Source organism: Pseudomonas sp. efr-133-TYG-103a (assembly GCF_030209235.1).
In the GTDB taxonomy this organism is placed as follows: domain Bacteria; phylum Pseudomonadota; class Gammaproteobacteria; order Pseudomonadales; family Pseudomonadaceae; genus Aquipseudomonas.
Genome location: NZ_JARVSK010000010.1, coordinates 14,200 through 29,376, shown reverse-complemented (window position 1 = coordinate 29,376; position 15,177 = coordinate 14,200). Strand labels below are relative to the sequence as shown.

At 62.7% G+C, this 15,177-nt stretch carries 12 protein-coding genes; 11 read left to right on the top strand and 1 reads right to left on the bottom strand.

The annotated features are described in order from the left end of the window. The first annotated feature begins 47 nt into the window (after positions 1–47). The 11 genes from QRN36_RS07890 (at position 48) to madM (ending at position 14,082) form a co-directional block, all read left to right on the top strand. Entirely contained in the window at positions 48–6,032 is a 5,985-nt protein-coding gene (locus QRN36_RS07890; RefSeq protein ID WP_285423549.1) for an Hpt domain-containing protein, read from the top strand. Beyond that, complete coding sequence (locus QRN36_RS07885; protein WP_285423548.1) at positions 6,025–6,516, top strand: chemotaxis protein CheW; 492 nt, start codon at positions 6,025–6,027, stop codon at positions 6,514–6,516. The genes QRN36_RS07890 and QRN36_RS07885 overlap by 8 nt, the downstream gene beginning before the upstream one ends. A gap of 218 nt (positions 6,517–6,734) precedes the next feature. Beyond that, on the top strand, positions 6,735–8,411 hold the full coding sequence (gene mdcA, locus QRN36_RS07880) for a malonate decarboxylase subunit alpha (protein ID WP_285423547.1): 1,677 nt from the start codon (positions 6,735–6,737) through the stop codon (positions 8,409–8,411). Further along, positions 8,411–9,301, top strand: a complete 891-nt coding sequence (locus QRN36_RS07875) for a triphosphoribosyl-dephospho-CoA synthase (RefSeq protein WP_285423546.1) — start codon at positions 8,411–8,413, stop codon at positions 9,299–9,301. The genes mdcA and QRN36_RS07875 overlap by 1 nt, the downstream gene beginning before the upstream one ends. A 2-nt stretch (positions 9,302–9,303) precedes the next feature. Further along, positions 9,304–9,603, top strand: a complete 300-nt coding sequence (locus QRN36_RS07870; RefSeq protein WP_093468293.1) for a malonate decarboxylase subunit delta — start codon at positions 9,304–9,306, stop codon at positions 9,601–9,603. Next, positions 9,596–10,447 (top strand): biotin-independent malonate decarboxylase subunit beta, encoded by an 852-nt coding sequence (locus QRN36_RS07865; RefSeq protein WP_285423545.1) that lies wholly within the window; start codon positions 9,596–9,598, stop codon positions 10,445–10,447. The genes QRN36_RS07870 and QRN36_RS07865 overlap by 8 nt, the downstream gene beginning before the upstream one ends. Further along, on the top strand, positions 10,444–11,244 hold the full coding sequence (mdcE, locus tag QRN36_RS07860) for a biotin-independent malonate decarboxylase subunit gamma (RefSeq protein WP_285423544.1): 801 nt from the start codon (positions 10,444–10,446) through the stop codon (positions 11,242–11,244). The genes QRN36_RS07865 and mdcE overlap by 4 nt, the downstream gene beginning before the upstream one ends. Then, the gene (locus QRN36_RS07855) at positions 11,238–11,873 is read left to right on the top strand and encodes a malonate decarboxylase holo-ACP synthase (protein ID WP_285423543.1); all 636 of its coding nucleotides are present in this window, start codon (positions 11,238–11,240) and stop codon (positions 11,871–11,873) included. Before mdcE ends, QRN36_RS07855 begins: the two co-directional genes overlap by 7 nt. Further along, a complete protein-coding gene (gene mdcH / locus QRN36_RS07850) occupies positions 11,870–12,805 on the top strand; it encodes a malonate decarboxylase subunit epsilon (protein ID WP_285423542.1) in 936 nt (311 codons plus the stop codon). Before QRN36_RS07855 ends, mdcH begins: the two co-directional genes overlap by 4 nt. A gap of 67 nt (positions 12,806–12,872) precedes the next feature. Then, positions 12,873–13,316 (top strand): malonate transporter subunit MadL, encoded by a 444-nt coding sequence (gene madL / locus QRN36_RS07845; RefSeq protein WP_285423541.1) that lies wholly within the window; start codon positions 12,873–12,875, stop codon positions 13,314–13,316. Position 13,317: 1 nt separating this feature from the next. After that, positions 13,318–14,082 carry a malonate transporter subunit MadM gene (gene madM / locus QRN36_RS07840; protein WP_093468310.1) on the top strand — a complete coding sequence of 255 codons (765 nt, stop codon included), beginning with the start codon at positions 13,318–13,320 and terminating at the stop codon, positions 14,080–14,082. A gap of 102 nt (positions 14,083–14,184) precedes the next feature. Here madM and QRN36_RS07835 read toward each other — a convergent pair whose 3' ends face one another. After that, positions 14,185–15,105, bottom strand: a complete 921-nt coding sequence (locus QRN36_RS07835; RefSeq protein ID WP_093468313.1) for a LysR substrate-binding domain-containing protein — start codon at positions 15,103–15,105, stop codon at positions 14,185–14,187. Positions 15,106–15,177 lie beyond the last annotated feature (72 nt).

Below are 15,177 nucleotides of genomic sequence, written 5' to 3'. Positions count from 1 at the left end.
GTCGGTGCGAAACACGAAGCGTCAAGGCAAAGGCAACCGGAGTCATCATGGCTGACCGTCACGACTACGTGGCCCTGGAATGGGTCAAGGGCGAAATAGCCGAAACCCTCAAACACGCTCGACAGGCGCTGGATACGTTCGTTGCCCGGCCCCACGACCCGGCAGCGATGGAAGTGTGCCTGGATTTCATTCATCAGGTGCACGGCAGCCTGCAGATGATCGAGTTCTACGGTGCCGCGCTGTTCGCCGAGGAAATCGAGCAATTGGCCCTGGCGTTCCAGCAAGGTCGCGTGCCTCAGGAAACCGAGGCCGTACAGCTGTTGCATCAGGCGCTGAGCCAGTTGCCGGTGTATCTGGAGCGCATTCATTCTGCCCGGCGCGATCTGCCGCTGGTGGTGCTGCCGCTGCTCAACGACCTGCGCAGTGCCCGGGGCGAAAGCCTGCTTTCGGAAACCAGTCTGTTTTCGCCGCAACTGCTCTCGCTCCCGGCGCTGGATGCGCAGATGCTCGCGCAACGTGACAGCCCGGAGCTCGGCGCCAGGCTGCGCAAGCTGCGTCAGACCTTGCAGACCGCGCTGGTCGGGCTGCTGCGTGAGCAGGATGTGCAGACGCAGCTCGCGTACATGACCAAGGTCTTCGCCAAGCTTGAGGCCTTATGCAAGGACGCGCCGCTCGAGCCTCTGTGGCGCATCGCATCTGCACTGGTCGAAACCATGGCCAGCGGCAACTTCACCAACAGCCCCGCGCTGCGCAGTCTGTTCAAGGATGCCGACAAAGAACTCAAGCGCCTGCTGGAGCAAGGCATTGCCGGCATCAATCAGCCGGCGCCAGATGAGTTGCTCAAGAGCCTGCTGTTCTACATCGCCAAATCCGACAGCCAGGCGCAAAGGATGATCGAGTTGAAAGATCAGTACGCGCTGGCCGAGGCCTTGCCGGAGAACGCGCTGGTCGATGAGGAGCGCGCGCGGATGGCGGGTCCGGATCGCGATGCCATGCGCTCGGTGATCATTGCGCTGTGTGACGAACTGGTGCGCACCAAGGAGCGGCTGGACGTGTTCGTGCGGGGCGATCGCCAGCACGTCAGTGAACTCAATGCGCTGCTTCCGCCACTGCGGCAGATCGCCGATACGCTCGCGGTGCTGGGCTTCGGTCAGCCGCGCAAAGTGATCATCGACCAATTGGCGGTGGTGCAGGGCATGGCGCAAGGGCAGCGCGAGCCCGATGACGCCACGTTGATGGATGTTGCAGGCGCTCTGCTTTATGTGGAAGCGACACTGGCAGGCATGGCCGGGTCGGTCGACCAGAGCAGTCCGGAAGAGAGCCGTTTGCCGACCACCGACCTGAGTCAGATTCATCAGCTGGTCATCAAGGAAGCGCGCGTCGTCCTGCAGCAGGCCAAGGACGTGATCGACGACTACGTCGATGGCGACCTCGCTCGCGAGCGTCTGGAGCCGCTGAGTGCACAACTGGTTCAGGTGCGTGGCGCCCTGGCGATGATTCCGCTGGCGCGTGCGTCGGGCATGCTCGCAGCGTGCAACGAATACATCACCGAGCATCTGCTGGGCGGCGCAGAACCTCCCGCCTCCTCGCAGCTCGATCACCTGGCCGATGTGATCATCGGCGTCGAGTATTACCTGGAACGCATGGCCGAAGACCCCGAAGCGCCCGGCGAGCATGTGCTGGATCTGGCGCAGGAAAGTCTGGCTCGGCTCGGTTATTCGCCTGTGCCCGACGCTGTCGAAGTGCCTGTGCTCGAAGAAGTCATCAGCCATGAGGAGCTGCATGAACTGCACGAGCGTCAGGCGCTGGTCAGTCCGAGCCCGAGCATCGCCGAGGTGCTGGCCAGTCCGGTCTCGGCGGTGAACCCGCCCGCGCGGCACGTTCCCGCCAGCCTGCTGCCGCCGCCCAAGGGCGAGCCGCCTGTGGATGACGAGCTGCGCGATGTGTTTCTCGAAGAAACCGATGAAATGCTCGATGCACTGCGCGAATACCTGCCGCGCTGGCTGGCCAGCGTGGACGATAGCGCTGCCCTGACTGAAATACGCCGCGCGTTTCATACGCTCAAAGGCAGCGGGCGAATGGTCCGCGCGCTGATTCTCGGCGAGCTGGCCTGGGCAGTGGAGAACCTGCTCAACCGCGTGCTCGAACGCAGCGTCGAGCCGGATGCGCATGTGCAGCAACTGCTCACCGATGTGCTTGTGCTGCTGCCGGATGTCATCCGGGATTTTGCCGAAGACGTTCAGCGCCAACGCGATGATGTCGATCAGCTCGCCGCCCGCGCTCATGCCCTGGCTCAGGGTGAAAACCTTGAACCGCAGGCCTCGCCGATTGCGCAGGACGGCCCGTCGGAAGCATTCGATCCGCAATTGCTGGAGATTTTCCGTCAGGAAGCCCAGACCCACCTGGACACGCTCAATCGTTGCCTCGACACCGCCAGAGGCGAGGAGTCGCCCTCGTTCAGCGATGACTTGCTGCGCGCGTTGCACACGCTCAAGGGCAGCGCCTACATGGCCGGTGTGCTGCCGATGGCGGAGCTCGCCGGTCCGCTCGATCAACTGGTGCGCGAGTTCAAGACCAACCAGATTGCCGTCGGCGAACCTGAGCTGGATTTGCTGTCAGCCGCTGAGCCGCTGTTTCATCAGGGGCTGGCGCAACTGACCGTCGATCCGCTGATGTCGATCGCCGGCGCGGACGAGCTGATCCGATCGGCCAATCGGTTGCTTGAAGAGCGCATGGCTGAGGCCCTGGCCGCCGATGACAACGGCCTGCGCACGCGGCGCAATCCGCAGGTGCTGGCCAGCTTTCTGGCCGAAGGCATGGACATCCTGCTCGACGCCGAGAGTCTGCTGGAGCGTTGGCGGCAGCATCCGGGCGAGCGTCAGGAACTCAATGCGCTGCTCGATGAACTGACGATGCTCGGCCACGGTGCGCACATGGCCGATCTGCCTCAGGTCGATGAGCTGTGTGAAGCGCTGCTGGACCTGTACGGTGCGGTGGAGGAAAGCAGCCTGGCGGTCAGCGAGCGTTTCTTCGATGAGGCGCAAAACGCTCACGAGGCGCTGATCAACATGCTCGATCAGGTTGCCGCCGGCCAGCAGGTTCAGGCCTGTCCGGAGCGCGTCCAGGCATTGCGCGACTTGCTCGACGAGGCGCTGGACCCCGGCGCCACGGGCCTGATTCGCAGCGAAGGCGGGCTGCCGACTCGCGTCACTGATCTGCAGGAAGCCACCGAAAGCCTGAACGCAGAACCTGAGCAGCCGGTTCGCGATGAGCTGGATCAAGAGATTGTCGATATCTTTCTCGAAGAGGCGGTCGATATTCTCGAAAGCGCGGGCCAGGCGTTGCAGCGTTGGCTCGATGACCCGGAAAACCCGCTGCCGCTGTCGTCACTGCAGCGTGATCTGCACACCCTTAAAGGTGGCGCGCGGATGGCCGAAATCGGGCCGGTCGGTGATCTGGGCCATGAGCTTGAATCGCTTTACGAATGCCTTATCGACCGTCGCTGCAGCCACTCGCCGACGCTCGCCGATCTTCTGGTGCGCAGTCACGATCATCTGGCGCTGATGCTCGAGCAATTGCAGAACCGTGTTGCGTTGACCAGCCCGCAGCCGCTGATCGAGGCCATTCGCGAGTTCCGCCAGCAAAATTGTTATGTGCAGCCTCAGGACGCCGAGCCGCGCAATGTCGGTTCAATGATTCAGGCGCTGGACGAGCGCGACCCGGAGCTGCTGGAGATCTTCCTCGAAGAAGCCGATGACATTATCGAGAGCACCAGCGCAGCGTTGGTGCGCTGGCAGGCCGATCCGCAGAACAGCCTTGAAGTGGAAAACCTGCTGCGTGATCTGCACACCCTCAAGGGCGGCGCGCGCATGGTTGAGATTGCCCCGATCGGTGATCTGGCCCATGAGATGGAATCACTTTATGAAGGGTTGTCGTCGGGCACGCTGAAAAACAGCGCGCTGCTCAACGGTCTGCTGCAAAGCGGTCACGACATGCTCGCCGACATGGTCGATGCCGTTCGCGGTTATGAGCCGCTGCCCAATCCGGCGTTGCTGATCGAGAGCATCGCGCAATACTCGTCGCCTGGCGCCGCTCAGGAATCTGTGAGCAAGCCCCTGGACGTGCTGCCGGTGGCGCCGCTGCCTGCGGCCGAGCCTGTGATGCCGCCCGCTGATGCGGAGGCTGAGCGAACGGGGCCCGAGATGGTCAAGGTGCCGGCCGAGCAACTGGAGGATCTGGTCAACTTGGCCGGCGAGACCTCGATTTTCCGTGGCCGCATCGAGCAACAGGTCAGTGACGCTCAGGTCACGCTGGCCGAAATGGAAACCACTATCGAGCGGATGCGTGACCAGCTGCGGCGTCTGGATATTGAAACCCAAGGGCGGATCCTCAGTCGTGATCATCAGGCCGAACGCCTGGGTTACGAAGATTTCGACCCGCTGGAAATGGACCGGCATTCTCAATTGCAGCAGCTGTCGCGGGCGCTGTTCGAGTCCGCGTCGGACTTGATGGAGCTCAAGGAAACCCTCGATACGCGTGCCCATGAAGCCGAAACATTGCTGTTGCAACAGGCGCGTGTGAACACCGAGCTGCAGGAAAACCTGATGCGCACGCGCATGGTCCCGTTCGAGCGTATGGTGCCGCGTCTGCGCCGGATCGTCCGTCAGGTGTCTGGCGAGCTGAACAAGAAGGTCAAGTTCGACGTGGTCAACGCCGAAGGCGAAATGGACCGCAACGTCCTCGAGCGTATGGTCGCGCCACTGGAGCACATGCTGCGCAACGCCATCGATCATGGCCTGGAAAGCACGGAAAAGCGTCTCGCTGCGGGCAAGTCCGAGGTGGGGCACATCGTGTTGAGCCTTGCGCATGAAGGCGGCGATATCGTGATCGAGATGAGTGACGATGGCGCAGGCGTCGATTTCGAGGCCGTGCGCCGCAAAGCCGTCAAGCGCGGGCTGATCGGCCCGGACGCCGAGCTCAGTGAGCACGACACGCTGCAGTTCATCCTGCAGGCCGGTTTTTCTACCGCCGAGACGATCACGCAGATTTCCGGGCGTGGCGTGGGCATGGATGTGGTGCACGCCGAGGTGAAAGAGCTGGGCGGTTCGATGGTCATCGATTCGAAGTCCGGCGAGGGCGCGCGTTTTCGTATCCGCCTGCCGTTCTCGGTCTCGGTCAACAGGGCGCTGATGGTGCAGTGCGGCGAAGAGCAGTACGCCGTGCCGCTGAACAGTATCGAAGGCATCGTGCGCGTGATGCCCAATGAGCTGGAGGCGTATTACCAGTCCACGCCGCCGCGTTATCAGTACGGCGAGCGGACTTACGAGCTGCGCTATCTGGGCGAACTGCTGAACAACGGTCAACCGCCCCGATTGATCGGCCAGACACAGCCGCTGCCGGTGTTGCTGGTGCACGTGCATGATCAGTGGGTGGCCGTGCAGGTCGATGCGCTTGCGGGCTCGCGGGAAATCGTCGTGAAGAACCTGGGGCCGCAGTTTTCCGGTGTGCAGGGCATCGCCGGGGCGACGATCCTCGGCGATGGCCGCGTTGTGCTGATCCTGGATCTGTTTGCGCACATTCGTCGCTTGCATGCGCGGATGCTTGCGTTGCAAGTCTCGGGGCAGGCCCCGGCGCAGTATGTGGAAGCTGAGCAGATCCGGCCGCTGCTGGTGATGGTGGTGGATGATTCGGTGACGGTGCGCAAGGTGACCGGGCGATTGCTGGAGCGCAACGGCATGAATGTGCTCACTGCCAAGGACGGTGTCGATGCCATGGCGCTGCTGCAGGAACACACGCCGGATGTCATGCTGCTGGATATCGAAATGCCGCGCATGGACGGCTTCGAGGTCGCGAGCAAGGTTCGCGAAGACGAGGCGCTCAAACATCTGCCCATTATCATGATCACCTCCCGCTCTGGCCAGAAACACCGGGATCGCGCCATGGCGCTGGGGGTCAACGAGTACATGAGCAAGCCGTATCAGGAAGCGGCGCTGCTGGAGAGCATCGCGCACTGGAGTCACGTGCATGTCTGACACAACCACGCAAACGGCGCGTCTGACCAGCCTCACCGGTTTGCTCATTCCGCTCAGCGACCGCCATTTGCTGCTGCCGAACGTCGCGGTGGCCGAACTGATCGATTATCAGGACACCGTCACCGACCCCGCCGCCCCTCAGTGGTATCTGGGGCCGATCAACTGGCGTCACCGCAGCTTGCCCCTGCTCAGCTTTGAAGCGGCTTGCGGAAGCCGCGCCCGCGTTGGCGGTCGAGCGCGCATTGTCGTGCTCAACGCGCTGGGCGCGCGTCCCGATCTCAAGTTCATTGCCTTGCTGACTCAGGGCATACCCCGGTCCTGCAAGCTCGACAGCCAGCTGAGTTACGTCGACGTGCCGTTGTCCGAGCTGGAACTGGCGGCCGTGCAGGTCGGTGATACCGTCGCGAAAATCCCCGACCTGATCGCGCTGGAGCAGTGGCTGGTGGACGCGAGCTTGGTGCCAGTGGCCGGGCCTGCGATCTGAGCCGAGTTGCCCTGCTTAAGTCAGACCCTTGCGCCAGGTGGCTGCCGCTGTGCAGCAGTCATCCGCTCCGCTGCTCGTCTGAATACCGGCGTGAGCATGGTGATGACGGCACGCTGGCAATCATTACTCCAACCGTAACGATCGGCCGCCGTGCTTGATTGATGCTGCGACGCGATAGCTCCTAATGTTGCCCACGACAGCGAACTCGTGGAGTCAGCATGACTACAACAACGAAACTAGACCCGCGCTGGTCGCGTCGTCGCAGCGAAAAGCAGCGGCGGCTCGATCTGGTGCGTTCCTTCGCCGATGGCGTCGTTCTGCCCACCGACAAGATCGTCGCGGCGCTCGAGGCGTTGATCGCGCCCGGTGACCGTGTAGTGCTTGAAGGCAACAACCAGAAACAGGCAGATTTCCTGTCCCGTTCGCTGGTCAAGGCTGATCCCGGCAAGCTTCATGATCTGCACATGATCATGCCCAGCGTCGGTCGTGCTGAACACCTGGATCTTTTCGAGCGTGGCATCGCGCGCAAGCTGGACTTCTCGTTTGCCGGCACGCAGAGCCTGCGCATCAGCCAGTTGCTGGAAGATGGGCTGCTGGAGATCGGCGCGATTCACACCTACATCGAGCTGTACTCCCGCCTGCTGGTCGATCTGATACCCAACGTCGTGTTGTCTGCCGGTTTCATGGCTGACCGCGCAGGCAACATCTACACCGGAGCCAGTACCGAAGACACGCCCGCCCTGATCGAACCCGCAGCGTTCAGCGATGGCATCGTCATCGTGCAAGTCAACCAGCTGGTCGAGGACGTGGGCGACCTGCCGCGCGTCGACATTCCTGCCTCGTGGGTCGATTTCGTAGTGGTGGCCGACAAACCGTTCTATATCGAGCCGTTGTTCACCCGCGACCCTCGTCACATCAAACCCGTCCACGTGCTGATGGCGATGATGGCCATCCGCGGCATCTACGAAAAACACAATGTCCAGTCGCTCAACCACGGCATCGGTTTCAATACTGCCGCGATCGAGCTGATTCTGCCGACCTACGGCGAATCGCTGGGGTTGAAAGGCAAGATCTGCCGCAACTGGACGCTCAACCCACATCCGACGCTGATTCCGGCCATTGAAAGCGGCTGGGTCGAAAGCGTGCATTGCTTTGGCACCGAACTGGGCATGGAAAATTACATCGCCGCCCGGCCTGACGTGTTCTTCACCGGCCACGACGGCTCCATGCGCTCGAACCGCATGATGTGTCAGCTGGCCGGTCAGTACGCCGTGGACCTGTTCATCGGCGCGACGCTGCAAGTCGACGGCGACGGGCATTCCTCGACAGTCACGCGCGGGCGGCTTGCCGGTTTTGGCGGCGCGCCGAACATGGGCCATGACCCTCGCGGTCGACGTCACGGCACGCCTGCCTGGCTGGACATGCGCCAGCTGAGCGGCGACGGACCGGATGCCTACCTTGAGCGCGGCAAAAAGCTCGTCGTGCAAATGGTCGAAACCTTCCAGGAGGGCGGCAAACCGACCTTCGTCGAGACGCTGGATGCCGTTGAGGTCGCGAAAAAAAGCGGCATGCCGCTGGCGCCCATCATGATCTACGGCGACGACGTCACCCATTTGCTCACCGAAGAAGGCATCGCTTACCTGTACAAGGCGCGCAGTCTGCAAGAGCGTCAGGCGATGATCGCCGCCGTGGCCGGCGTGACGTCGATCGGGCTCAGACATGATCCGAAAGACACTGCCCGCATGCGTCGTGAAGGCCTTATCGCGCTGCCGGAAGACTTGGGTATCCGTCGCACCGACGCCAGCCGCGAGCTGTTGGCCGCCAAGAGCATTGCCGAGCTGGTGGAATGGTCCGGTGGTTTGTACAACCCGCCCGCTAAATTCAGGAGTTGGTGATGCACGCATTCAACGTATCTTTCGATGCAGCACCGCGTACCGTTTCTTTGGCTGAAAGCCTGGCGGACCTGGCCGTCGAAGCCCTCATCGATGAGGCCGACCTGTCGCCCAAGCCCGCCCTGGTGGACAGGCGCAGCAGCGGCGCGCATGACGATCTGCACCTCGGTTTGATGCACGCCTCAGCGCTGGCGCTCTGGCCGGCATTCAAGGAGATGGCCGAGGCCGCCCTCTCGATCGGCGAGATCGGCCAGCCGCTGCGTGAAGCCATCGGTCGTATCGGTCGCGAAGGCGAGGCAGCGATGATGCGCACCACCAATGGCGTGAACACCCATCGCGGTGCGATCTGGGCACTGGGCCTGTTGGTGACTGCGGCGGCGCTGGATCCTGACGATCTTTCGCCTGCCGGACTTGGCCTGCGAGCCGGATGTCTGGCGTTGATCGAAGACCGCCACGCGTCTTCGCACACGCAAAGCCATGGTGCGCAAGTAGCGCGCAAATACGGCGCAATGGGCGCGCGCGAACAGGCGCAAATGGGGTTCCCCGCTGTCACCCAATCGGGACTTGTGCAGCTCAAGCGCAGCCGCGCCAGACAGAGTGGCGAGCAGAATGCGAGGCTCGATGCGCTGCTCGCGATCATGACCGAACTGTCCGACACCTGCGTGCTGTATCGCGCTGGCGAGCAAGGGCTGCAGACCATGCAGCAAGGCGCTCAGCGCGTTCTGGACGCCGGTGGCAGCGCGACCCTCAGCGGGCGTCGGGCGCTGCATGAGCTGGACCAGCAACTGCTGCGTCTGAATGCGTCACCGGGTGGCGCTGCGGATCTGCTCGCTGCCTGTCTGTTCATCGATTGCCTCGAGCCTGCGCTCGGCAATGAAAAGAGGAACGTCTGATCATGGAAACCTTGTCTTTTGAATTTCCCGCCGGTCAGCCGCCGCGCGGACGTGCGCTGGTGGGCTGTGTGGGGTCGGGCGACCTGGAAGTGCTGCTGGAACCTGGCGTGCCCGGCAAGCTGAGCATCCAGGTCATGACCTCGGTGAACGGCAGTTCGGCACGCTGGGAGCATCTGTTTCAGCGCATGTTCGACGGCCAGACACCGCCGGCCCTGAGCATCGATATTCACGATTTCGGCGCAACGCCCGGCGTTGTCCGGCTGCGGCTGGAGCAGGGTTTTGAGGAGGTGGGCCATGACTGACAGCGCTCGCCTGTTGAAGCAGCACAGCTTCGTTGAACTGGGCGCACGTCAGCGTGCCCGCGCGTTGCTGGACGAGGGCAGCTTTCGTGAACTGATCGACCCGTTCGAGCGGCTGGTTTCGCCCTGGCTCGCGAAACAGGGCGTCGTGCCTCAGTCCGATGACGGCGTTGTCATCGCCAAAGGTTCGATTGCCGGCAAGCCCGTGGTTGTCTGCGCGATTGAAGGAGGTTTTCAGGGCGGCAGCATGGGTGAAGTCGGCGGCGCCAAAATGGCGGGCGCGCTGGAGCTGGCAGCCGAAGACAATCGCAAGGGCATTCCAACGGCAGCGATTCTTTTGCTGGAAACCGGCGGCGTACGTTTGCAGGAAGCCAACCTCGGGCTGGCGGCCATTGCTGAAATCCATGCCGCCATCGTCGATCTGCGGCGTTATCAACCGGTCATCGGCGTCGTCGCAGGCAGTGTCGGTTGCTTCGGCGGAATGTCGATCGCAGCAGGCTTATGCAGTTATCTGGTCGTGACCCAGGAAGCGCGGCTGGGGTTGAACGGCCCGCAAGTGATCGAGCAGGAGGCGGGCATTGAAGAGTACGACTCCCGTGACCGGCCATTCATCTGGAGCCTGACGGGCGGAGAACAACGTTTCGCCAGCGGTCTGGTGGACGCCTATGTCGCCGACGACACTGTTGCCATTTCGCAGCAGATCAAGGACCTGTTGCGCCAAGGCAGGCCCGAGCAGGAGCGCAGCAGCCGGTACGCGCTGTTTCTGGAGCGTCTTGGCGGGCTGGACACCACGGCGCAAATCGATCCCGCTGCCGTTCGCAGTCTCTATCAAGGAGAGCAACCATGAGCGCATCAACCCGCGGATTGAACTGGTTCAATGCCTTGAGCGCAGGCTCAGCGCAGGTCTCGGGCCTCCCGGCATCCGTGAAGGCCGCCGACGGGACGCTTGGCGGTCGGCCGGCGCGTTTTCTGTCGGTGGTCGCTGATCCTGACAACCCGTTTCCAAGGGCGCGCAACGGCGAGGTGGGGCTGCTTGAAGGCTGGGGTCTGGCGCAGGCTGTAGACAGCGCGATCGAGCTTGACCGCGATCGCGATGACAAGCGGGCGCTGGTCGCAATCATCGATGTCCCGAGTCAGGCTTACGGTCGTCGCGAGGAGGCGCTGGGCATCCATCAAGCCCTGGCCGGCGCAGTGGACGCTTACGCTCGGGCGCGGTTGGCGGGGCATCCGGTGATCGGGGTGCTGGTCGGCAAGGCAATGTCCGGTGCTTTTCTTGCGCACGGGTATCAGGCTAATCGTCTGATCGCGCTTCGGGATCCGGGCGTGATGGTGCATGCCATGGGCAAGGCTTCGGCGGCGCGGGTGACGCTGCGCAGCGTCGAGGAGCTGGAAAAACTGGCCGCCAGCGTGCCCCCGATGGCCTACGACATCGACAGCTATGCCAGCCTTGGGCTGCTCTGGGAAACGCTTTCGGTCGAGCATATCGAACAGCCCTCGGCGGCGGATCTGTCGGCGGTTCAGGACTGCCTGATTGCTGCGATCAAGGATGCTCAGAATGGCAGCAATGATCTGAGCGGGCGTCTGGGCGCGCCGAACCGTGCGGCTTCGCAAAAGGTTCGCCAACTGCTTCGGGCCCAGTGGTAATGAATGCCCCGGCGCCCGTTCGGCCTCACGATCTGTTGTGGGGTTTGTCGGTGGCCGCGTTGCCAGCCGATGCGCCTGCCTGGGTGTTCGACGTCATCCAGCAGGGACATCCGGTGGTGGTAAGGCGGGCGCAAGTGGCGGCGGGGCGGATTGCGGTCGGTGTGCGCGGTCGTGTTCGCGAGCAGCGTTTCGCCACTCAAATGCTCATCGCTGACATTATCCGTCGCGTCATCCCGGAGCAGCTCACAGACGTCTGCGCCGACCTCGGCGACGGGCCTGCGCTGAGCGCATTGCGGCAGATCCGCGGCGTGATGAATGCGCTGCAGCTCCCATGGGGCGTGACCGGCGGTGCCGGTTTTCAATTGGCGACGGGCGTGCCGGTGCTGCATCAGGACAGCGATCTGGACCTGATTCTGCGAGCGCCGGAGTTTTTCGCGCGTGAACGTGCCGCCCGGCTCAGCGATGCGCTGGCGGCTGCTGCCTGCCGGATCGATCTGCAATTGCAAACGCCTTCTGGCGCCGTGGCATTACGTGAGTGGGCCGGCTCGTCGCGGCAGGTCCTGCTCAAGGCTGACGATGGTGCACGGCTGGTCAGCAATCCTTGGTTGCCAGAGGAGCGAGCAGCATGAGCACCTTTTGGGCGTTTCCCGGCCAAGGCGCGCAGCAGGCGGGCATGCTGCATGCGCTGCCGAACGACGCGCTGGTCGGCGAATGCCTGCGTGAGGCCAGCGATGCGTTGAACGAAGACGTCCTCGCGCTCGATACCGCCGACGCGTTGCGCTCGACCCGTTCCGTTCAGCTGTGCCTGTTGATTGCTGGCGTCGCCTGCGCGCGGCTGCTGATGACACGAGGCCATACGCCCGATTTTGTGGCTGGGCTGTCCATCGGAGCCTATCCAGCCGCCGTGGTGGCGGGCGCGCTGACGTTTTCCGACGCTGTGCGATTGGTCGCTCTGCGCGGCGAACTCATGCAAAACGCTTATCCACAGGGCTACGGCATGACTGCATTGATCGGGCTCGAGCAGGGCGTGGTCGAGGCGTTGATTCAGCAGGTTCACGGCGCACGTTCGCCGGTGTTTCTGGCCAACATCAATGCCGATAACCAGTTCGTCATTGCGGGCAGCGATGAGGCGATGGCGCATGTCGCGGCACTGGCGAAGGCGCAAGGCGCTGCGGCGGCGAAACGGCTGGCGGTCAGCGTGCCTTCCCACTGCAAGCTGTTGACGGCGTCGGCCCAAACCCTGGCTGAAGCGTTCGCGCAGGTGTGTGTCCAGGCGCCGACGCTCAAGTACCTCAGCGGCAGCACTGCACGCCCGGTTTATACGGCTGAAAAACTGCGTGACGACCTAGCGTTCAACATGTGCCGGGTCATCGACTGGCGCAGCACCGTGCAGACCGCCTACGAGCGAGGCGCGCGGCTGCACATCGAATTGCCGCCCGGCACCGTGCTCACGGGGCTGGCGCGCAAGGTTTTCGAACAAGGATCCGCAGTCGCCTTCCAGGGCGCCCGGCTGGATACGCTGAGCGCACTGTCGCGAGAGGAGGAAAGTCGCCACCCATAAACCGACTGCTGCTTTCGAAGGAACACAAAAACAACAACTTCGACGATGCAATTTGAGGATAACAACAATGATTATTTATGGTGTCGCGTTACTCGCTATCTGCACCCTTGCTGGGGTGATTCTCGGTGACCTGCTCGGTGTACTGCTGGGCGTCAAATCCAACGTGGGCGGCGTCGGGATCGCGATGATCCTGCTGATCTGCGCCCGGTTGTACATGCAAAAACGTGGCGGCATGAGCGAAGGCTGCGAGATGGGCGTCGGCTTCTGGGGCGCGATGTACATCCCTGTCGTGGTCGCGATGGCCGCCCAGCAAAACGTCGTCACCGCGCTCAAAGGTGGCCCCATCGCCGTGATCGCTGCCATCGGTTCGGTGCTGGTCTGCGGTTGCACGATCGCCATCATCAGCCGGATCAACAAAGGCGAGCCGCTGCCCAGAGAAGGAGACGCAGACCATGATTCGGTGATCGCGCCGAATGCCGCTGCAACCGTTTCCCCGGCAGGAGGCCGCTGATATGTGGGAGCTCATTCAGAAAGACCTGATCAGCCAAGGCCTGGTGACTGCGTTTGCCGTGGTCGGCGTCGTGATGTGGATTTCCGTCGTGCTGTCCAGGCGCCTGACGTTCGGGCGCATCCACGGTTCGGCCATCGCCATCGTCATCGGACTGGTGCTGGCGTGGGTCGGTGGGGTGATGACCGGCGGCCAGAAAGGGCTGGCGGATCTGGCGTTGTTCTCGGGCATCGGTTTGATGGGCGGCGCGATGCTGCGTGACTTTGCTATCGTCGCCACGGCCTTCGAAGTGCAGGCGACCGAAGCGAAAAAGGCGGGTTTGATCGGCGCGTTCTCGCTGTTTCTCGGCACCGTAATGCCCTTCATCGTGGGGTCGTGCGTGGCCTATGCCTTCGGTTATCGGGACGCGGTGAGCATCACCACCATCGGCGCGGGCGCCGTGACGTATATCGTCGGTCCAGTAACGGGGGCGGCGTTGGGCGCATCGTCTGATGTGATGGCGCTGTCGATTGCGACGGGCTTGATCAAAGCGATTCTGGTCATGGTTGGCACGCCGATGGCTGCACGCTGGATGGGACTGGACAACCCTCGCTCGGCGATGGTCTTCGGGGGGCTGGCCGGCACCGTCAGTGGCGTGACCGCAGGGCTTGCGGCAACGGATCGGCGGCTGGTGCCTTACGGCGCGCTGACTGCAACGTTCCACACGGGGTTGGGTTGTCTGCTAGGGCCGTCGCTGCTGTATTTCATCGTGCGGGGAATACTTGGCTGAAGGCGGGGATGCTTTTTGTGGGACTGAGCTTGCTTGCGAACAGGCCTGCGCATTCGCCAGCTGGCTCGTTCCCACAGGTCGGAAGGTCGAGCAGTAGAGGGATTACCCCTCGATCAACCGATTCGAATACATTCGGCATTCCGCCAGCAACGCCAGCAGATTCGGGTCGCGTTCGCGAGCCTTGAGAAACACCAGACCGATGTGCTGCTGCATACGGTAGCGCGATTGCAGCGGAATCAGCCGCACCCGGTTCTCATAAACCGCCGCGATCCTGCCGGGCAGCAGCGCATAACCCACCCCTGAACTGACCATGCTCAGCAGCGTGAAGATGTCATTGACCTGCATCGCCACTTTTGGCTCGAACCCGGCCTGCTGAAACACCATCGCCCCGTCGCGATGGGTTGCGAAGCCTTGCGTCAGCGTGATGAACGTCGCCTCGCGCAAGTCGCTCAGATCGACTTCGCTCTGATGGGCAAACGGCGAGTCGGCAGGCGTGGCGAGGAAAATGTCATCGGAAAACAGCGGCAGCTGCTCGCAGTCCGGATCGTGCACGCTCTCGTTGAGCGACACCAGAATCGCGTCGACTTCCATGTTCTTGAGCTTGTAGAACAGGTCGATGTTGGAGCCCAGGATCAGGTCGATATTCAGCTCGCTGCGGCGGATCTTCAACCCCATGATCAGTTGCGGAACGGTTTTGACGGTCAGCGAATACAACGCTCCCAGCTTGAAGCGCGCGGCTGAAAAACCTGCTGCCTCGCGGGTCTGTTCCACCGTGCTCAGCACGTCCTGCACGAGTTTCTGCGCCCGCTCTTCGAGCACATACGCGCTTTCCATCGGCGTCAGGTTGCGCCCCTCATGTTTGAACAGCGGACAACGCAGCGCACTTTCCAGCGAGTGAATCGCCCGGTGCACGCTGACCGTGCTGGTCTGAAGCTCGGCCGCAGCGCGAGCCAGGTTACCGGTGCGCATGAACGCCAGGAAGATTTCCAGCTTCTTGAGGGTCAGTTCTTCGTCGATCTGCATGCCGTTTTCCTAGGACTGATCTCGTTGTTCAGCGTCCGATTGTGCCGAAGTCGTGCGCCGCTGGCTGCATGA